General features: G+C 63.1%; 19 protein-coding genes. 8 read left to right on the top strand and 11 right to left on the bottom strand.

What is annotated here, in order from left to right:
* Positions 1–33: 33 nt before the first annotated feature.
* Positions 34–789, top strand: coding sequence for a sulfite exporter TauE/SafE family protein (locus OKA05_RS12390; RefSeq protein WP_264487459.1), 756 nt, complete (start codon positions 34–36; stop codon positions 787–789).
* Position 790: 1 nt separating this feature from the next.
* On the opposite strand, the gene OKA05_RS12385 is transcribed toward OKA05_RS12390, so the two are convergent.
* The 6 genes from OKA05_RS12385 to OKA05_RS12360 form a co-directional block, all read right to left on the bottom strand.
* On the bottom strand, positions 791–1,504 hold the full coding sequence (locus OKA05_RS12385; protein WP_264487458.1) for a metalloprotease: 714 nt from the start codon (positions 1,502–1,504) through the stop codon (positions 791–793).
* 711 nt (positions 1,505–2,215) lie between these two features.
* A complete protein-coding gene (locus tag OKA05_RS12380; RefSeq protein WP_264487457.1) occupies positions 2,216–4,738 on the bottom strand; it encodes a DNA topoisomerase 3 in 2,523 nt (840 codons plus the stop codon).
* Positions 4,739–4,906: 168 nt separating this feature from the next.
* Positions 4,907–5,353 carry a hypothetical protein gene (locus OKA05_RS12375; protein ID WP_264487456.1) on the bottom strand — a complete coding sequence of 149 codons (447 nt, stop codon included), beginning with the start codon at positions 5,351–5,353 and terminating at the stop codon, positions 4,907–4,909.
* 47 nt (positions 5,354–5,400) lie between these two features.
* Positions 5,401–6,504, bottom strand: coding sequence for a DNA-processing protein DprA (gene dprA, locus OKA05_RS12370; RefSeq protein ID WP_264487455.1), 1,104 nt, complete (start codon positions 6,502–6,504; stop codon positions 5,401–5,403).
* A gap of 31 nt (positions 6,505–6,535) precedes the next feature.
* A complete protein-coding gene (locus tag OKA05_RS12365; protein WP_264487454.1) occupies positions 6,536–7,903 on the bottom strand; it encodes a DUF2851 family protein in 1,368 nt (455 codons plus the stop codon).
* Positions 7,900–9,420, bottom strand: coding sequence for a TIGR03790 family protein (locus OKA05_RS12360; RefSeq protein ID WP_264487453.1), 1,521 nt, complete (start codon positions 9,418–9,420; stop codon positions 7,900–7,902). The genes OKA05_RS12365 and OKA05_RS12360 overlap by 4 nt, the downstream gene beginning before the upstream one ends.
* Before the next feature lie 122 nt (positions 9,421–9,542).
* On the opposite strand from OKA05_RS12360, the gene OKA05_RS12355 reads away from it, so the two are divergent.
* Positions 9,543–10,739, top strand: a complete 1,197-nt coding sequence (locus tag OKA05_RS12355) for a prepilin peptidase (protein WP_264487452.1) — start codon at positions 9,543–9,545, stop codon at positions 10,737–10,739.
* Positions 10,740–10,889: 150 nt separating this feature from the next.
* Complete coding sequence (gene lpxA, locus OKA05_RS12350) at positions 10,890–11,663, top strand: acyl-ACP--UDP-N-acetylglucosamine O-acyltransferase (protein WP_264487451.1); 774 nt, start codon at positions 10,890–10,892, stop codon at positions 11,661–11,663.
* A 6-nt stretch (positions 11,664–11,669) separates the two neighbouring features.
* Here lpxA and OKA05_RS12345 read toward each other — a convergent pair whose 3' ends face one another.
* The 4 genes from OKA05_RS12345 to OKA05_RS12330 all read right to left on the bottom strand — a co-directional run bounded on the left by OKA05_RS12345 (position 11,670) and on the right by OKA05_RS12330 (position 15,087).
* On the bottom strand, positions 11,670–11,984 hold the full coding sequence (locus tag OKA05_RS12345; RefSeq protein WP_264487450.1) for a hypothetical protein: 315 nt from the start codon (positions 11,982–11,984) through the stop codon (positions 11,670–11,672).
* Positions 11,985–12,048: 64 nt separating this feature from the next.
* Positions 12,049–12,588, bottom strand: a complete 540-nt coding sequence (locus tag OKA05_RS12340; RefSeq protein WP_264487449.1) for a Uma2 family endonuclease — start codon at positions 12,586–12,588, stop codon at positions 12,049–12,051.
* A gap of 37 nt (positions 12,589–12,625) precedes the next feature.
* On the bottom strand, positions 12,626–14,254 hold the full coding sequence (locus tag OKA05_RS12335; protein ID WP_264487448.1) for a fumarate hydratase: 1,629 nt from the start codon (positions 14,252–14,254) through the stop codon (positions 12,626–12,628).
* A 98-nt stretch (positions 14,255–14,352) separates the two neighbouring features.
* On the bottom strand, positions 14,353–15,087 hold the full coding sequence (locus OKA05_RS12330; protein ID WP_264487447.1) for a hypothetical protein: 735 nt from the start codon (positions 15,085–15,087) through the stop codon (positions 14,353–14,355).
* Between the two features lie 150 nt (positions 15,088–15,237).
* Between OKA05_RS12330 and OKA05_RS12325 the strand changes: the two genes are divergently transcribed.
* Positions 15,238–16,683: a type IV pilus twitching motility protein PilT gene (locus tag OKA05_RS12325; RefSeq protein WP_264487446.1), complete on the top strand. Its 1,446-nt coding sequence runs from the start codon at positions 15,238–15,240 to the stop codon at positions 16,681–16,683.
* A gap of 4 nt (positions 16,684–16,687) precedes the next feature.
* Here OKA05_RS12325 and OKA05_RS12320 read toward each other — a convergent pair whose 3' ends face one another.
* The gene (locus tag OKA05_RS12320) at positions 16,688–17,107 is read right to left on the bottom strand and encodes a DUF5069 domain-containing protein (RefSeq protein WP_264487445.1); all 420 of its coding nucleotides are present in this window, start codon (positions 17,105–17,107) and stop codon (positions 16,688–16,690) included.
* A 113-nt stretch (positions 17,108–17,220) separates the two neighbouring features.
* Here OKA05_RS12320 and OKA05_RS12315 point away from each other — a divergent pair, with 113 nt between their 5' ends.
* From OKA05_RS12315 to OKA05_RS12300, 4 genes are all read left to right on the top strand, one after another.
* Positions 17,221–18,165 carry an N-acetylmuramoyl-L-alanine amidase-like domain-containing protein gene (locus tag OKA05_RS12315; protein WP_264487444.1) on the top strand — a complete coding sequence of 315 codons (945 nt, stop codon included), beginning with the start codon at positions 17,221–17,223 and terminating at the stop codon, positions 18,163–18,165.
* Positions 18,166–18,175: 10 nt separating this feature from the next.
* Positions 18,176–18,676: a GNAT family N-acetyltransferase gene (locus OKA05_RS12310; RefSeq protein WP_264487443.1), complete on the top strand. Its 501-nt coding sequence runs from the start codon at positions 18,176–18,178 to the stop codon at positions 18,674–18,676.
* 132 nt (positions 18,677–18,808) lie between these two features.
* On the top strand, positions 18,809–19,078 hold the full coding sequence (gene rpsN, locus OKA05_RS12305; RefSeq protein WP_264487442.1) for a 30S ribosomal protein S14: 270 nt from the start codon (positions 18,809–18,811) through the stop codon (positions 19,076–19,078).
* A gap of 64 nt (positions 19,079–19,142) precedes the next feature.
* Positions 19,143–19,403 (top strand): FmdB family zinc ribbon protein, encoded by a 261-nt coding sequence (locus OKA05_RS12300; protein ID WP_264487441.1) that lies wholly within the window; start codon positions 19,143–19,145, stop codon positions 19,401–19,403.
* The last annotated feature ends 4 nt before the right edge of the window (positions 19,404–19,407 follow it).

Below are 19,407 nucleotides of genomic sequence, written 5' to 3'. Positions count from 1 at the left end.
GCCCCGCCGGGAACCGGCACGTAAGGCCTTCCCGTGCTCGATGGTCCCGCCGCCCTAGCCCTCGCCTTGCTGGCAGCATTTTGCATCGGCATGTCGAAGGCGGGCTTCAGCGGTATCTCATTGATCGCCGTCTTCCTGATGGCCGAACTGTACGGAGCCGTGCCCTCCACCGGCATCATGCTGCCCCTGCTGATCGTCGCCGACCTCGCGGTCTATCCGGCGTTCCGCAAGCACGCTTCGTGGAAGCCGGTGTGGAAGCTCTTGCCCGCCACGCTCGTCGGCCTGGCCATTGGCGTCTGGCTGCTGCGGGTGATCCTCACGCATGAGTGGTCCGACCAAATCGCCCGCCGCGTGATCGGCGGGTGTATCCTTGGAATGGTCGCGCTGCAGGCTTTGCGGGCGTGGAAGCCGGACCTCGCCGAGCGCCTGGCAAACTCGCGGGTCTTCGGCACCGCCGCCGGTGCCACCGGAGGGATCACCACCATGCTGGCCAATGCGGCCGGCCCGGTGATCCAGCTCTACCTGCTTTCCCGGCGCATCCCGAAGATGGAATTGCTCGGCATCGGCGCGCGGTTCTTCCTGCTGGTCAATCTGATCAAGGTTCCGCTCAGCGGCAGCTTCAATCTTATCACTCGGGCCACCTTGCTCGACAACCTCAAGTGCCTGCCCGCCATCTTCGCCGGGATCTGGGTCGGGAAGTGGCTGGTTCAGCGCGTGTCCCAGCGGGTCTTCGAGTGGATGGTGATCGGCTTTTCCGTGCTGGTTGCCGCACGCCTGTTGCTGGCGTGAGTCACTGCCACCCGAGCTTTTTCATCGCCTGGAAATTCTGCCACGCCAGGTAGCCGAACAGCAGGGCCATGAAAAGGTCCCCCCGCCACAGGCCGAAAGCGGCGACCGCCGTGGCCGCGACGATGGCGATCTGGTGAACCCTTTGCCGAGGCTTCACGAAAAGCTCGGTGATCTGCCCGCCATCGAGCGGGTGCACCGGCAGCAGGTTGAGCATTCCCCACCAGAAGTTGATCCAGATCATGCTACGGAGGAGGGAGACCAGCGGTTTGCGGTCCTGGACGAAAGCAATGGTATCGTGAGAGAAGGAGGACTGGCTGCCAAAGAGCCACCGTCCCGTCAGATTCAGCGCGTCGTGCGGACCGAAGATGGCTATCATGATCAACAAGACCACGGCTCCCAGCAGGAAGCCCGCTCCCGGACCGGCCGCGATCATCCAGAAGCGACCGCTTTTCGTGAACCGCCCCCCTTGGTTGTAGGCCAGCCCGCCGAAGGCCCATAGCACGATCTTCGCGGCTCCTCCGCCGAGCCGCATGCCGGTCAGTGCGTGGCCCAGCTCATGCACCAGGATCGAGACTGTGGCAGCGAGGATGAAGATTAGCCCATACTGCATCGCTTCCGGCGTGAAGCTCGTCAGGGCACCACTGAGAAACGCGAGCGTAAGCCAGAACCACGGCTGGATTTCAACGGGGATGCCAAAAAGGGTGAAGCGAACCATCTGGCGCGCAGCAAAGACCGGGATCCGTCTTTCCGCCAAAGAAAAAGCCGCCCGGGGGAGGGCGGCTGGAACTTCCGGAGCAGTCCGCCCGGCGGATCGGGGAGTTGACCCGCCGGGCGGCTGACACGGTCGACACACACACTTCGGGGGGAAAGTCGGCGGCGTGGATCGGGGGGAATCGGGCTGCCGGGTGTCTCGGAACTTCTCTCGGGACTGGGGGGAATCCTTTGATCGGTCGGTATGTTCCGTTGCTATTGGGTGGGGGGATCCGTTAGCGCGGGGTGTCCTGTGAGGGACGGGCGGAGTAGAGGGGGAATTGGTTTAACTGGCAAGACGTTTTTGCAGGAGAAAACACCTAGTCTCGCATATGATGCCCAGAACCGGATAGTCGTGAAGACGGGGGCTTTCAAGGAAGGAGCTCCTTGTGGAATAAGGGGTTCTGAGGTTTTTGTTAAGGTAACTTAAATGTTAGATGATCCGGATTGGTAGTAGTGGTTTGATTCAAGTGGATCTTATGGAACCCCTGTAAGGTCCAAAATCGGCGTATATTGAACAGAACCTCCGCAGGGGAGTCGTGGGAGCGGAATCCGGGCCAAGGTCGGATCGGTTAGACCGCGGCCCGCGAGCACGTGTGGAGTTCACTCCACCCGGGTGCTCCCGTGGATTTCCAAGAGGATCGAAATCCGTGCTCCTGGCGACGCTCGCCGCCGGTCACTTCGCCGCCTTCGGGACCTTCGGCGCCCGTGGCGGGAACTCGAAGCCGACCTTGCCATCGGCAGGCGAAAACGTCAGGAACGCGTCGAAGCCGCGCTTGGTCTTGTTCGAGACGAAGCCCTTGATCAGCTCGGTCTTACCCTCGGCGAGCATCTTAAGCACCTGCTCCAGTGGCAGTTCCTTTTGCAGGATGGTCTTGCCGATACGCACGCCCTCGGGGTCTTTCTTGGTCTTCAGCTCGGGGACGAGGTAGGCCTTGTCGGTGCCATAGACCTTCACCTGCCGGCCGTCGGCCAGCGGTGCGGTGGCTACGACCATCTCGTCGGTGAGTACTACGTCGGGCTCATCCTTGTCGCCGAAGACGAAGTTGACCTTGAACTTGTCGTCAAGCTCCAGCGCGGCATCGAAGGGCTTGTTGAACTTGCTCTTGAAGCCTTCCAGCGGGCCGACGAGTCGCTTGCTGAAGAGTTCGCGGGCCTCATCCTCGGACAGCGGGCGACCGGCGATGTATTTCTTGGCCCTGAAGCCACAGTCGGGCGTCCGGCACTCGTAGGATTCGTCGGTCTGCTTGAGACCCTGCGCACCGCATTTCGGGCAGGCGGCAGAGAGATCCGGGAAGGCGCGGTTCTTGATCTCGGCGGCGAGGGATTTCGCGCGGACCACGATGTCCTTCGTGTAGTCCTCGATCTCCTTCATGAAGGTGGATCGCTGGAGCTGGCCGTGTTCCATCTGCCGCAGCTTGTACTCCCACTCGCCGGTCATGGTGGGCGAAGTGAGGCCGGCGATGTTCATCTCGTTCAGGATGTGGATCAGCCGCATGCCATTCGGCGTGACGTGGAGATCGCGGCCATCGCGGACGATGTATTTCTGTGCGATGAGGCCTTCGATGATCGCCGCGCGGGTGGCCGGCGTGCCAAGGCCGCGCTCGGACATGGCTTCGGCGAGGGCTTCGTCATCGACGAGCTTGCCCGCGCCTTCCATCGCCGAAAGAAGCGTGGACTCGGTGAAGCGTGCGGGTGGCTTGGTCTGCTCGTGATGGACTTCGATTTCCTTCACGGGGGCCTTCTCGCCGGCGGTGACCTGGGTGAGCTCGTCCTTGCCGGAGGCGACGCCGGGGCGGCGGCCATAGACTTCCAGCCAGCCGGTCTTCACCAGCACGCGGCCTTCGGTCTTGAAGGTGTCGGTGATCGACTCGGTGGTGATCCGGGTGAGACGGGTAGTTTGCTCGAACTCCGCGCTGGGGAAGAACACGGCGATGAAGCGCTTCACGATCATGTCGTAGAGCTTCTCCTCGGTGTCGCTGAGCTTGGCGAACTTGCCGGTCGGGATGATGGCAAAGTGGTCCGAGACCTTCTTCGAGTCGAACACGCGCTTCGACTTGTGGAAGCGCGGGCCGCTCTCCTGGTTCCCGTCGAGCACGGCCTTCGCATACTTCGCCACGCCGAGGTCGGAGTTGGCGATGTCGCGCAAGGTCTCGCGCACGGTGTCCCCGTAGTCCTCCGGCAGATAGCGGGAGTCAGTACGAGGGTAGGTGATCATCTTGTGCTTCTCGTACAGCGCCTGGGCGATGGCGAGCGTGCCCTTGGCGGTGAACGGGGCCTCGCGCTGCAGCGTGGTCAGGTCGTAGAGCTGTGGGGAGATCTGCGACTGGGCCTTCTTGTCCTCGGAAACGGTGCCGGTCTTGCCGTCGCAACGCGCCTTGATCGCATCGGCGAGCGAAACATCCCAGATCCGCTCGGGGCGGCCGTGCGGGTTGGTCTCGTTCCTTTTGAAGGCTTCGTCGATCCACTTGCCGAGGTAGTCGCCGGCGGCGACGCCGAAGGTGGCGTGGACTTCAAAATAGGCGCTCGGCTTGAAGGCCTGGATCTCCGACTCGCGGGCGGCGAGGATGGCCAGCGTCGGCGTCTGGACGCGGCCGGCGGCGGTAATATTGAAGCCGCCGTGGCGGGAGCGGAAGCAGGTGAGAGCGCGGGTGGCATTCAGGCCGACCAGCCAATCGGACTCCGAGCGGCACTTCGCGGCATCGGCCAGCGGGCGCATCTCCTCATCGGAGCGAAGTTTTTCCCAGGCATCGATGATCGCCTGGTTGGTCATCGACTGCATCCACAGCCGCTTCACCGGCTTGTCGATGCCGCCGATGTCCATGATGTAGCGGAAAATCAGTTCGCCCTCACGGCCGGCGTCGCAGGCATTGACGATTTGGTCGACGTCCTTGCGCTTGGCCAGCTTGAGCACCTGCTTGAGCCGGGCCTCGGAATCCGGGATCGGGTCGAGCTCGAAGCGCTCGGGGATGGCCGGCAGCACCTCGAATTTCCACGGCAGCTTTTTGCCGTTCGGGCCGGTCGGCATCCGCAGCTCGACCAAGTGACCGACGGCGGAGGTAATGACCGCATTGTCGTTCTCGAAGAAGGAATCCCGCCCGGAGCCGGCTTTCTCAAACTTGCCCAGAGCCTTGGCCAAAGCCTTGCTCAGGTCGTTCATGACGGAGGGCTTTTCGGCAATGATGAGGATTTTTCCCATGAAATCGGCAGGTCGGTCGACGGCGACGCACTAGACGGCCCGGGGCCAACTTGGCAAGGGCATTCCTGAAACTGACTGGCGATCCCCGTAGGGGATGGATATTTCTGTGGCCCGGACCGGCCGGATCAATGGCATGCCTCCGTGGGCGGGTTCGCGAGTTCCCGGAGCTTATTGCCCGGGATCGAACGGAGGCGGTTGATCGATCAGTTCCGCGCGCCAGATCTGCCCCTTGGACCGGAGATTTCGCCAAGTCCTCACCAGCAAGAAAGCAACGATCGCTTCACCGCACGTCCAAAGAATTCCGGTCAACGGCTCTCCCTTCGCAAACATCGCTATTGCGGTAAGAGCAACGCATACGCACGAGATCGCCAGCAGGGCTTCGAGGAGTTCCAGACCGAGGTAGGCGGGTAGTCGCGCTCCGGGCATTCGATAGCGTTTTGCTCCATTGAGTATTCCCGAGCACGCTGCCATGGCGAATCCGAACAGGATCGCAATGAACGACACGCCCATGGAAATGAGGGGTCCAAGGCGATGCGAGGCCGGGCTTTCAAATGCAATCCAGCAGGACAGAAAGAGATAAATCATCCCGCCCACCCAGAGGAGTGTCCCCGGCATTTCGAGGAGGAGCCTCGCTAGGAATCGCACGAATGGCGGCATCCCATTCATCGCTTCACATACCGGAAACCCGGCAGCGCCCGGACCAGCCTTCGCATTTCCAGCTTCATGAGGGTGGCCGAGACGGTGGAGGCGGAAAGGCCGGTTCGCTCGATCAGGCGGTCCACGCCTGACTCTCCCTCGCCGAGGGCCGAGAAAACCGTCGCCTCCTCGGACGGCAGTTCCGGGATCGCCTTGCTCTCGGTTTCCAACGGCAGCGTCGTCTGACGAGCGAAGGGGAGCTCGCCGAGATCGTCGATGATGTCGCCGGCATCCATCACCAGCGTCGCGCCGTCGCGGATCAGCTTGTTGCAGCCGGTGGAGGTCGGGGCATTGATTGGCCCCGGCACGGCATAGACCGGCCGTCCGTAGTCGCTGGCGAGGTTCGCGGTGATCAGCGAGCCGGACCAAGCCGGGCACTCGGTCACCAGCAGCGCCTGCGACCATGCGGCGACGATGCGATTGCGCTGCGGGAAGGTCTGCTTGTCGGGTGCCGTGTGGAGCGGGAACTCACTCACGACCGCGCCATTGCCGGAGGCGATCTTTTCTGCCAGCGCCAGATTCTCTGCGGGGAAGAGCTTCGCCAGCCCGGAACCGAGCACGGCCACCGTGCGACCGCCGGCCGCAAGCGCGGCCTCATGGGCCACGGTATCGACGCCGCGCGCCAGGCCCGAGATGATGGTGAAGCCGGCGTGGGATAGCTGATAGGCGAGCTTCTTGGTCGCTTCGCGGCCGTAGTGGGTGATGCGCCGGGTGCCGACCACGCCGATCGCGTGGCGGTCGCGTTCCTCCAGCTTGCCCCAGACGTAGAGAAACAGCGGTGCATCGTAGGCCTGTCGCAGCGCTGGCGGGAACGCGGGGTCTTCCGGGGTGATCAAGGAAAGCCCGCGCTGCTTCACCTCCTCCAACTCCTGCAGCGGGTCGGCGTGATCCTGCCACTTCACGAGAATCCCCGCCGTTTCCGGCCCGATCCCGTCCACCTGCATCAGCCGGTCCTTTGTCGCGACCAGCACGGCCTCGGCGGAATCGAAGCGTTCTAACAGACGGCGGATGCGTACCGGGCCGATCTTCGGCAGCAGGTTGAGGGCAACGAGGGCTTCGAGGGAGGTCATGGAAGAGAGACGCAAGATACAAGACCGGAGGCTATGGGCGCCATTGGGCGAGCTGTTCGGGGAAGGGGCAATCGGCGCAGTCGCTGGCGTCTTCCAAGCAAAAGTCGCGGTAGATTTGGAGCAGCGCCTGATGATAGGCAGCTTTTTTCAGCCACGTCGCCGCCGCATCCTCGCTGCCGAACAGGCGGATCGCGCAGCGGCGGACCTTTTCGTTCCGAGCGCCGGCGCTGACCTTGAGGTAGCGCTCGAAGGGTTCGCCCTCGTGCAAGGCGAGGGGGAACAGGTGGTTCGCCAGCAGCTCCGTCGCCTGCGCTTTCCCGAACAAGGCGATCGGTCGCGCGGTCGCGGCGGACGAGAGTGTGTGGCGCTTCGTCCAGAAGGGATCGTCGAGCTTCGACAGCAGCTTTACCAGTGCTTCCGGGTCGAACGGCTGCGAGGTGGCGAGCTTGCGGAATTTCGTCCACTCCCGCACCACGGCGGCCAATGCCGCAACGCGCCGGTGGGGATGATTCGCCGGCCGTTGGCCGCCCATCTTCCACGGAATGGCGTGGGCGGACTCCCATCGACCGCGGGCCTTCCACCAGGTTTCCCAGAGGCCCCGGAGGTGCTCGCGGGTGTCCGCCGGAGCTTTTTCGTGGAGATCGGGAGCGAGGAAGCCAGCCGCGCCGAAAAGCAGCGCCTCGGTGTGCGCCGGGTCTTCCCGCAGCGCAGACAGCGGCATCCGCTGGGCGAGAAGCCGCATCGCCAGCGCATTCGCGCGATAGCCGAGCGTCTCCGCCACCGCTTGATAGAGAGCGGCGTCGCGACCATGGGCATCGGCCGTTCGCAGGAGGCGTGCAGCCTTCTGTGCAGCGCGGTGCTCGGCCGCTTGACGTAGCAGGGCGGCCACGGCTACCGGGGGCATGGCCGCCAGGGGATGCACGCAGCGGCCGGGTTTCGCGATCGCCATTTCGCAGCGTGGGTTCTGGAGGGCTCCTTCTAACACATCGCGCGGGATCGTGACCCGTGGCACCTCGCGGTGGCCCAGCGTGCGGGTGAAGCTCTCGGGTCCACCGCCGGTGAAGACGACGTGCAGCACGGTATCCTCAAATGCTGGATCCGCCCCATGGCCATGCGCTTCCCAGTCCGAGGGGCGCAGGTCCAGCTCGATCGGCCCCTCGCGAAGCTGCCCGCCAATCTCGACCGCGGCCTGCAGGAAATCCGGTCCGGCAGAGCGGTTCCACTCGCCGAATTGAACGATGCGCACGGGCTTCCCCGAAGCGTCGCGGAAATCCCGTCCGAATGCCCCGGCGAACCACAGCGCCTGGAGTTCCAGCTCGGGAGGCAAGGGCACCGGCGATGGCTCGGCCACGCCGGACTGACCCCACACGGCGGCGAGAAGTCCCGCGTAGTCCTTCATTTCTTCGGCGGTTGCGGCTGGGCCGGCGGCGGGGGAGGGGGGTCGAGAATGGTCAGCCACGATGCCGCCGCGAGCGATTCCGGGATGTCCGCGTTGAGCGTGCGGGCCCCGCGCAGCAGCTTGATCGCCTCATCCTTTTTCCCCCGTTCGCGTTCCATCGCCGCGAGATGCATGTCCATGCGCAGCCGGTCCGGCTTGATCGTGTAGTAGAGCTTGGCCTTGCGAAACTCGGCGGCGGCCGCTTCGTCTTCCTTCCGAGCGGCGAGTGAAAGGCCGATGTATTCTAACAAGACACCGCTTTTCAGCCGGTCGGCGGCCTCTCTGAGCATCGCTTCCATTTGCTTGGGATCTTCCTTCCAGCGCATAGCTGCCAGCCGGATCGCACGGTAGTCGCGGTCGGTCTCGGTCTTTTCGCCGCTGCCGTCGAGGTGCAGGAAGGGGCGATAGAGAGGGTCGCCGAGCACGACGTTCTGCCACGAAAGCACGGGCACCGACATGTAGGCGGCCTCGACCAAGGTGTAACCCGCCATCAGCCGGGCGTTGAAGATGTCGAAGTTGTGGGTCAACGCCAGGTAGGGCTCATACACGTTGCCGAGCGTGGCAGCCGCTCCCTTGGCCAGCAGTGGGGCGGCCCAGTTCTTGGTCGCATCGCGGAGCTGCGTGGCGCTGAACGAGTGCAAGTGCACGGCCACCGCGCCCTTCTTGAATTTGAAGTTCGGGTTGGTGAACGGGCCGTTCACGTTCCAGTCGTACCATCCGAAATAAAGGGCCGTTTCCCCGAGCGGATAGTTCACCGGCAGGGTGTCCGGAAAGCGGTCCACCATCACCGGAATGCCGGCGTCGCGATGGGCCTTGGCGATCTTTTCCATCGCAGGGTCGCCTTCCTGACTTTCGGGATACTTCTGCGACAGATCGATGACCGACATTCCCCACAGGCCGGTCTGCTCGACCTCCACCGCGTCCTTGATCATTTGCGCGCAGATCTCCTTGGTCGGGCCGTCGATGCGTCCGACCAAGGTCATCGGCAGTCTCGCCTCGGCGGCGGTCTTCTCCTGCTTGAAGTAGGGGTTGGTGAGGAATCCCTCGACCTGCAAGCCCTCGATCCCTAACAGCGCGAGTTCCGAGTCCACGGCCGCCTGGGTGGTGTCGGCGAAGGGTTGCTTGCCGGGCGGAGGTGGCAGCGCGGGCCCCGTTCCGATGATCCGGCTCGGCACCCCGCGCATGCAGACCAGGATGCGTATCTTCGACACGGTCGGGGTCAGGTTTCCTTGCGGGCCCAGGCCGCGGGTCCACCATTCGCGGCGGTCATACTCGCGGATCAGGCGGCTGCGCAGCTTGTCATCGAAATCCTTGCGGGAGATCTCTTCGGCATCCGGCAATTCCAGGCCCACCAGATGGTCCGCGGGGATGTTGCGCGCCTTTGCGTAGAACTCCGCCAGCGCCTTCGAATCCGCCGAGGCCGAATTGTAGAGCACTGCGACCGAAGCGGGGTCAGGCGGCGTGGGGAGGGCATGCACCACCCCGGAAAAACATAACAATAAGCCAAGCAGCCGCATCACCCCGCGAACAATGCCTGTTGGAGACGGTGAGGCAAGCCCGGGGAGGCGGCTGGAGCCCCGAGAAATTTCGGATTTCCGAAATGCTTTCGCTGCGATTGAATGGTGCCACCTTGATCGAGATTTTCCCATCTTTGGCCCATCCCGTCTGGTATGTGCCGACCTTCCTCCTCGGCGCCTGCATTGGGTCGTTCCTGAACGTGGTCATTTACCGGGTGCCCATCGGGCTTTCGGTGAATGAGCCGAAGCGCTCGTTCTGCCCGAAGTGCAAGGCCGACATTCCGATGCGGCTGAACATTCCGCTGGTGAGCTGGCTGTGGCTGCGCGGGAAATGCGCCAACTGCAAGGCCCCGATCGCGTTCCGCTACTTCGGCGTGGAATTGCTCACCGCGCTGCTCTTCGCCGCCCTCTGGTGGTTCCTGCAATCGTCGGTCCCGCTCGGCCAGTTGATCCGGCTGGAGTTGGGCGCACTTCTGCCGCTGTGGGTCATGGCCGCGTTGTTCGTTGCGATCACCTTCATCGATGCCGAGCACATGATCATCCCGACCTCATTCACCACGGCGATTTCGATTGCCGGGTTGGGAGCGGCGGCATTGTGGCCGAGGCTGACCGATCTCGCGGGATGGGCGGGTTGGGATCCCACGCTGAAGGACGGGCTGAAGCATTCCGTCGTGGGCTGGATCATGGGTTTCTGCGGGCTGTGGTGCATGGTGCGGCTGGGAAAGCTTGCCTTTGGAAAGAAGAAGGTCGCCTTTCCGGAACCGGTGCCGTGGAAGCTGATCGAGCCGGACAATGAGGTGGATCCGATCTTCTTCGAGATGAACGGCGAGAAGACCGCGTGGTGGGACCTCTTCTTCCGCAAGACCGACCGGCTGGTCATCGAGGCCACCGAGGTCGTCGCGAATGGCGAAGGCTTCGGGGCGGGTGAAGTGACGATCCGCGAACATGAGATCGTGCTACCGGGCGGAAAAGTCATCCCACTGGATGAGCTGAAATCGCTGGAGGGCATGGGAACCGGTGCCGTGATTCCCCGTGAGGCCATGGGGATGGGCGACGTGCACCTTCTCGGAGCCATCGGTGCCTTCTTCGGCTGGGCCGGGGTCTTGTTCGGTCTCTTCGCGGCTTCGCTCTATGCAATCGTGGCAGCGGCGCTGGGGCGGATTGGTTTTGGCAGGCCTTTGCCTTTCGGCCCCTTCCTCATCCTCGGTGCGTTCACGTGGATGTTCGGCGGATGGAAACTGGCCGAATGGTACTTCAGCGGCCTGATGTTCATGCGTTGAGGGAGGCGCCGATCAAGGCGTCAAGGTCGTCCACTCCGCTTTTTAAATTTCACGCCTTTCCGCGTGATTCCGGGGTTCCCCAAATCTCCTCGCACCACGCAGCGCAAAAAACGTTCGCCATCCCCGGCCGGGTCGTTCGGAATCCCGCCCGTGATCCATCCGACGGCGATCATCTCCCCGGAAGCCAAGCTCGGCGCGAACGTCCGCGTCGGGCCGTACTGCATCATCGAGGCCGGTGCCGAACTCGGCGACGGCTGCGTGCTCCACTCCCACGTCATCCTCGGCGGCCCGTGCCGGATCGGGAAGGATAACGAGTTCTTCCCCTTCGCCGCGGTCGGCGGGAAGACCCAGGACCTCAAGTATGAGGGCGAGCCGACTTTCCTTGAGGTCGGCGACCGCAATGTCTTCCGCGAGAACTGCACCATCCACCGTGGCACCCACGTCCACACGCCAACCCGGATCGGCAACGACAATCTCTTCCTCTGCTACTCCCACGTCGCCCACGATTGCCAGGTGGGGAATCACATCATTCTCTCCAACAACGGCACCCTCGGTGGTCACGTCGAGGTAGAGGATTACGCGATCGTCTCCGGTCTCGCAGCGATCCACCAGTTCTGCCGGATCGGCTGCCACTCGATCGTCGGCGGCTGCGCGAAGGTGGTCCAGGACGTGCCGCCCTACATGATCATCGACGGCAATCCTGCCGCCACCCGTGGGCTCAACCAAGTCGGGCTTCAGCGCCGCGGCTTTTCCGAGGACGATATCAAGGCGCTCAAGTCCGCCTACAAGAAGCTCTTCCTGAAAAAGGACATCAATCTCACTAACCAGCTCAGCTCGCTGAAAGCGGACCGCCCCGCGAACCATGAGCCGGTGAAGCACCTGATCGAGTTCATCGAAGGGTCGAAGCGGGGGATTTCGAGGTGAGCAGGCTCAAGGCGTCACGGGAGAGCGTTCAGCTCCATTCACGAGGACCTTTCCTTTCTCCCGGAGATCCACCACGTCTCCCGACTTGAGCGCGCCATAGTCCTTGTCGTCCACCGTCAGGGTCTTGCCGTCGGTCTTGGCTTTCACGCTTTCGCCGTTGAACTCGATCCCGCCGGAGCCGGAGGAGGAAGAGGACGTTTCGTCGGGTACTTGGAAGGTGATGCCTTCGCCTTTCAGTTCCGATCCGCTCGAGACGACTGCCTTGAATTTGCAGGAGCCGAGCAGGACGACGGCAAGCAGAGGCAAAAGGGACCAATTCATCGACTCGAGCCTACCTCTCTCAAGGGGGCGCAGGCAAGGCAGTTCAGAGCTGGTCCCGAAGTTGCTAGTCCGGGATTTCCGCTCGCGCGTAGAGCTCCGCCAGCGGCAGGGATACCTCGATCTCGGGCAGCGGGATGGTGCCTTCCAAGCTGTCGTGGCGCTCGATGGCAAACCCACCTTCGGCGCGGCGGCGGTGGACAGTGACTGAGGCGCTGTCGGGCTCGACGAGAAGCAGCACCTTGAGGGCGGAAACCGTCAGGTAGGCATCGCGCTTCTCCCCAAGGTCGGCGCGTCGGGTGGACTCGCTCAGCACCTCGACCACGACGACCGGTTGGTCCTGGAAGTAATCGGTCGCTGGGTTCGGATGGCAGACGACCATCGCGTCTGGATAGTAGAAGCGAGTGTGGTCGGGGCGTTGAACGCGAATCTTGGTGCTGCTGTTGAAAACGTGGGGGGCCTTCCCTCGCAACTGGCTGTGAAGGATCGCGAGGGCATTGCCGGCAATCACGTTATGGAGATTCGAAAAACCGGACATGGCGAAGACGAGGCCGCCAACGAACTCATGCTTTTCGTGTCTCGATGCCTCGCTCTCGAGGTAGTCCATGATGGACACTAGGCCGGTCATAGGGAGACGCTTGTTGTCACACGCACACCGGGCACTCGTTGATCTTCTTGAAGAAGTCGTTGCCCTTGTCGTCCACGAGGATGAAGGCGGGGAAGTTTTCCACGCGGATCTTCCAGACGGCTTCCATGCCGAATTCGGGGTATTCGACGATTTCCTGGCTCTTGATGTGTTCCTTGGCGAGCAAGGCGGCGGGGCCGCCGGCGGAGCCGAGGTAGAAGCCGCCGTGGGCCTTGCAGGCGTCGGTCACGGCCTGCGAGCGGTTGCCCTTGGCGAGCATGACCTTGGAGCCGCCGTGGCTTTGGAAGAGATCCACATAGCTGTCCATACGGCCGGCGGTGGTGGGGCCGAAGGAGCCGGACGGATAGCCTGCGGGCGTCTTGGCGGGGCCGGCGTAGTAAATCGGATAGTCCTTGAAGTAGGCGGGGAGGTCGCCGGTTTCATCGAGCACCTCCTTGAGCTTCGCGTGGGCGATGTCGCGGGCGACGATGATGGTGCCGCTGAGCGAGACGGCGGTGGTGACGGGATACTTGGTCAGGGTCGCGAGGGTCTTTTCCATGCCCTGATCGAGGTCGATTTCGACGCCCTTGAATTTCCAATCGCGATACTTCTCCGGGATGAAGCGGCCGGGATCCTTCTCGAGCTTCTCAAGGAAGATGCCGTGCTTGGTGATCTTCGCCTTCGCCTGTCGGTCGGCCGAGCAGGAGACCCCGATGCCCACCGGACAGGACGCGCCGTGACGCGGCAGGCGGACGACCCGGACATCAAGCGCGAAGTATTTCCCGCCGAATTGCGCGCCGATGCCGATGTTGCGCGCGGCTTCCAGCAGCTCCTTCTCCAGCTCGATGTCGCGAAAGGCCTGGCCCTGGATGTTACCGGAAGTTGGCAGCGCATCGTAATAGCGCGTCGAGGCCATCTTGACGGTCTTCAAGCAGGTCTCTGCCGAGGTGCCGCCGATGACGATGGCGAGGTGATACGGCGGGCATGCGGCGGTGCCGAGCGAGCGCATCTTCTCGACGCAGAATTCCTTGAGGCGCTTGGGATTCAGGAGTGCCTTGGTTTCCTGATAGAGGAAGGTCTTGTTGGCTGAGCCGCCGCCCTTCGAGACGAAGAGGAATTTGTAGGCGTCGCCTTCAGAGGCGTAGAGATCGATCTGGGCGGGGAGGTTGGTCTTGGTGTTCGCCTCCTCATACATCGTGAGCGGGGCGGTCTGCGAGTAGCGCAGGTTTTCCTCCTGATAGGTCTTGTGGATGCCCTTCGACAGCCACTCGGCGTCATCGCAGCCGGTCCACACTTGCTGGCCCTTCTTGCCGACCACGGTGGCGGTGCCGGTGTCCTGGCAGGCGGGGAGGATGCCCTTGGCGGCGATCTCGGCGTTCTTCAGCAGCATCAGCGCGACCATGCGGTCGTTTTCGGTGGCCTCGGGGTCGTCGAGGATGGCCGCAACCTGCGCGAGGTGGCTGGGACGCAGGGTGAAATTGATCGCCTTCATCGCCTCGTTGGCGAGCAGGGCGAGGCCTTCCGGCGCGACTTTCAGGATCGTCTTTCCTTCGAATTCCGAGACGGCGACGTGCTCCGCGGTGAGGCACTCGTATTCAGTGGTGTCGGGACCGAGCGGGAAGGGATCCTGATAGACGAATTCGGACATGCGCGGGAGTTTAGATGCCGCCCGCGGAGCGTCCAGCCCCGGAAAAAATCAATCCCCGCCGGCACGAGGCCGGACGGGGATCTTTGGGGAGGATGGTTTCAGGCGCGGCGGCGGCGCAGCAGGAAGAGCAAGCCGAAGGCACCGAGCAGCGCGGATGAGGGCTCCGGGATGACAACCCAGAGGCGGTCCTGGCCATTCGGAACCGGAGTGCCGCCCGCATCGGTAGGTCGCGCGTATTCGAAAGTGAAGCCGGGCTGAGAGGTCCAGCCGCCGGCGATGCCGTCGAGGAAAGCGTCGGCGTTGCTACGGCCCAAGGCGACATCCGGATCGGCGACGGTATCGACGCTGAAGTTGCCGGAATCGAGGTCACCCGACGCGGGGTCGTGAATGATTTCCCACAATGCGAGCTGCATGCCGGCCGCGTAGGCGAGAAGGTCGTTGTAGCCGCTGTAGCCGACGTCCGGCCAATCGTCCCCGCTGGCGGTGATCGCGTCGCGCACCATGCCATCGAAGACCGGCAGGGTGTTGTAGAGCAGGGCGGAAAGGTCGTCGGCCTGATCGAGCGTGAGGCTGCCGAAGCCTGCGCTCACGTTGTAGTGCGAGCTGTTGTTCACGCCCGCGCTGAAGTCGGCACAGAAGTCGAAAATCCACGCGTTACCGGGACCATTCCGCAGATCGATCCCGGCATGTTGATTCACCGTCGAGGCTCCGAGTGTGATCAGATACTGACCGGATTCGTAACGCTGCTCCAAGGCGGGCTGAAGCGTCTGCGCTGCCGCGGGCAAAGCCAGCGCGGCAAAAAACAGGACAGTCTGAAGGGTGGGGAACTGCATCGTTCGGCGGGATGGTGCAGCGCCGGGGAAGCGATGACACCGTGGACAATGGGTTGATATTTAAGATGTCCGAAATAAACGCAAGCTTTCATTTTCGTCCGGAGAGACGATTCCGCCGCCCGGCGGCTTTTCGTGGAGAGCACGGCGACCATGGCAGTCATTGATACTTTCCTGAAACTGATGATGGAGAAGCGGGCCGAGCGGCTGGTGCTGGTCTCGGATGCCGTCCCGTATTTGCTCAAAGGAGGCGAAACGATCGAACTCTCGATGCCGGCCTTCCGGGCGGACATGCTCGGACGGATCGCAGGGGAGATCACGGGCGACGAGGTCTCAGGGCGCCGGGAGGGAACGTTCCGGGCGTCGGATGGGGCGGCCTTTGGCTATGCGGTTCTTCCTTCCAGTGACGAACTGCGGATCGAAATCCACGCCGCCGAGGCCTTGCCGCCCGCCGTGGAAGACCATGACCCGCTTACGAAAGCCGTGGCCGACTTCGCCAAGGCGCAGGAGCCGGTTCCCACAAAGGCTCCGTCACCGGTCAGGTCCGGGCCGGATTTGCTCGCGCTCATCGATCAGGCGGCGGCGCTTGATGCGTCGGACCTTTTTCTCTCCTCGGGAAAGCGGCCGCGGGTGCGGAGGAATGGCGTGCTGTCCTTTCTCGACGCGGATCCGCCGGACGCTGCGAAGATCCTGGAACTCATCCCCGATGAGGAATCGAGGCGCGAGCTTGAGGTAAGCGGCAGCACCGATTTTGCGACCCGCTGGGAGCTTTCCGGGGGCAGCCGGCGTTTTCGCATCAATGTCTTCCGCCATCGCGACGGGGTGGCTGCGGCGCTCCGGCCGATCCGCCAGAAGATCCCGCCGCTCGCCGATCTGGGATTGCCCGAGGATCTGCTGGAGCTGATTTCTTACCCAAGCGGGCTGGTGCTGGTGACCGGCACGACCGGCTCCGGGAAGTCGACGACGCTGGCGGCCTTGGTGGATCATCTCAACCGGACCCGGTCGCGCCACGTGATCACCATTGAGGACCCAGTCGAATACGAGCACCGCGAGAACCAGTGCCTCATTCACCAGCGCGAAGTCGGGTCGGATGTGGAAAGCTTTAGCACGGGACTGCGGGCGGCCTTGAGGGAGAATCCGGACGTGATCCTGTTAGGCGAGCTGCGGGACCTCGCAACGATCACCGCAGCGCTGACCGCGGCGGAGACCGGGCACCTCGTGCTGGCGACCCTGCATTCAGGCACGGCGAGTTCGGCGGTGAACCGGATCGTGGATGTCTTTCCCGGTCACCAGCAGCCGCTCATCCGGGTGCAACTCGCGTCGTCACTGCGCGCCGTGTTGTCCCAACGTCTGGTGCCGACGAAAGCCAAGAAGCTGATGCCGGCGATCGAGAAGCTCATCGTGACCCCGGCCGTCGCCACCGGCATCCGCGAAGGGCAGGACCACTACCTGCGCAATGCCATGCTGACCGGGGTGGAGGAGGGGATGGTGACCTTGGAGCGCTCGCTCGCTGCCTTGGTCCGCAAAGGGACCATCGATCGCGAAACGGCCGCCCGCCATGCCATGGACCCGAAGGGGCTCCAGCACCTGTTGGAGTGAGCTGTTAGAGCCGTCCCTCGTCGGCGTCGATGTAGTCCATGAAGGTCAGGATGTCGTCCCGGTCCTGGAAGCCGGACTCGGCCTTGCGTTGCACCAGCTTCCCTGCGATGTCGTCCCGGAAGCCGCGGGTGCGCATGAAGGCGGACCACCACGCGAATTCCGTCGCGCTGCGGGCGGTGCCGTTGTCCCGGGCCCAGGCGAGCGCTTCGGCGTCGGACTTACCGGCGCGGATCTGCTCGGCGAGCGCAGGGTAGTCCACGCCAAAGAATTGGCAGGTCCACAGGTCCATGCCGCCGCCGAGGTTGGCGTGATACTGCGGGTGAAGTTTACCGGTGGCGTGCAAGCGGACCTTGTGGCATAGCCGCGGAAAATAGATCACGCCGTCGATTTCATCGCGCGGACTGCTGGGTGCCTCGTAGCTCATGCTGGGGACGATGACCGCCGCGACCCTCACCTTTCAAGCCCTGCGGCGTTCCACGTAGCGGGCGATTCGGAATGCTCCTTTGCTTTTTCTAAGATCTCCGTAGGATGCGACGCATGAAATTGGTCGTCCTCTCCGCCTTGATGCTGGCCGTGCTGCCGGTGACCGCCCAGCACACCGTCACCCCGCCGAGCCCGGTGCGGCTGCCGATGGGGACCATCTTCAAGGGCGACGCGAAATTCCGGACGCTGGTCCAGCAGGCGGAAAAGGAGAACTGGCGGCAACTCCCGCTCGGCGCCCGCACCATCCGCGCCGCACGGGCGATGGTTGGCACACCCTACGTGAACTACACGCTGGAGGTACACGACAAGATCGAGTCGCCGGTGGTGAACCTCGGCGGGATGGACTGCTGGACCTACTACGAGAACGCCTTGGCCTTCGCCCGCATGCTCCGCTACAAGCCGGCTCCCTACATTCCGCAGGACATGCTGCACATGGTGGAGGTTGAGCGCTACCGCGGCGGCGTCTGCACCGGCGGCTACCTCAGCCGGATGCACCACCTGGAGGAGGTTTTCTGGGACAACGAGCGCCGTGGGTTGGCGAAAAACATCACCCCGCGCCTGCCTGGCGCCGTCCGCCTGCGCCGCGAGATCCGCGAGATGACCGTGCAGTGGAAAAGCTACCGCTACCTGCGGAACAGCCCCTCGCTGCTGCCTGAAATGGGCCGCATCGAGGCCCGGGTCTCGAACCTGCCGGTCTGGCACATCCCGAAGAAGGGAGTCCGCGCCATCGAAGGCTACCTGCAGGACGGCGATGTCTGCGCGATCACCTACAACGGCAGCGGTGGCTACACCTCCCACGTCGGGCTGATCGTGAAACTCCAAGGCCGGGCTTATTTCGCCCATGCCACCTCGGACCGCGACAAGGGCCGGATGACCATCATCGACCGGCCGATCACGGACTACCTCAACCAAGGCTCCAAGCACGCTGGAATCGTGGTTTTGCGGCCGAATGACCTGCCTCCGTCGAAGTTCTGGGCGAGGCCTCTGGCGACCCGTTGATCTCTCCTTGATGGAATCTCCGAAGTGCCGGCTCGAGAGTCTTCGCGAAGAGGACTTACCCCATCTCGTTCGTCTTTACACGGATCCCGTCGTCCGCGCCTTCCTCGGCGGGCCGGACGACCCTTTGGTCGCCAGGGAGAAGGCTGAAGCCTTGTTTCGAAAAGTGGAGCGATCCTCTGTCTGGTCCGTGCGCCGGATCAGTGACGATGAATTCCTCGGCTCGGTCTACCTTGCCCCTCATCACCACGGGGATGACATGGAGGTCTCCTACACCTTTCTCCCGGAGCATCAGGGAAATGGCCATGCGGCTTGGGCGGTGACGGCGGTTCTCAAGCATGCTTTCCAGACGCTGAAGCTGACGAAGGTGGTAGCGGAGACCCAGGCGCTGAATGAAAAATCGATCCGTTTGCTTGCGCGGGTGGGCATGTTGCTGGAGCAATCCCTGGTCCGTTTTGGAGCGGATCAGGTTATTTACTCCATTGATTGTGAACGCTTTGGATATCGATTATGAGGGCTGGTCAACCGGTTTCCACCGACGTTCTGGCAACGTCCGGTTGCGACCCAGTGACGATTCTGCCCCGCGAAAATCCCAAGTTTGGGCTTGCACGGGTCTGCTGGTGGGGTATTCACCGCGCCCCGAATTATGGCCAAGAAGAGCTGGATTGCACGCAACGAGCGCAAAGAGCGCACGGTCGCCAAGTTTGCCGACCTCCGTCACAAACTGAAGGCGGAGAAGGATTATATCGGCCTCACCATGCTGCCGCGTGACGCTAGCCCGACCCGTCTGGTGAACCGATGCCTGTTCTCCGGCCGCCGCCGCGCTTTCATCCGCCGCTTCCGCCTCTCCCGTATCAGCTTCCGCGAGCTCGCCTCGCACGGCATGATCCCGGGCGTGACGAAGTCGAGCTGGTAATTCCGGCACGCTGCCCGCTTAGATTTGACGGAAGGCGGTAACTGCCCGTCCTTCCGTCTTATTCATGCCCATCTACGAATACCTTTCCGAGAACCCTGAGGATCCTGAACGATCTTGCCGCGTTTGCCGCAAGGGGTTTGAACTCAGGCGGCCCATTGACCGCCCGGCACTCGAGCAGTGCCCGCTTTGCCGCCAACCGGTGCGCAAGGTGATTTCCAAGGTGAACACGCCACGGATCGCGAAACCGCTGTCCGTGAGCGACGCCAAATCGGCGGGTTTCACCATACTCGAACGCCGAGACCAAGGCGTTTACGAAAAACTCTAGTCCG

Origin of the sequence: Luteolibacter arcticus (assembly GCF_025950235.1) — a bacterium.
Lineage (GTDB): Bacteria > Verrucomicrobiota > Verrucomicrobiia > Verrucomicrobiales > Akkermansiaceae > Haloferula > Haloferula arctica.
Note: the sequence above shows the minus strand (reverse complement) of the source record. Positions and strands in the feature narration are given on the sequence as shown.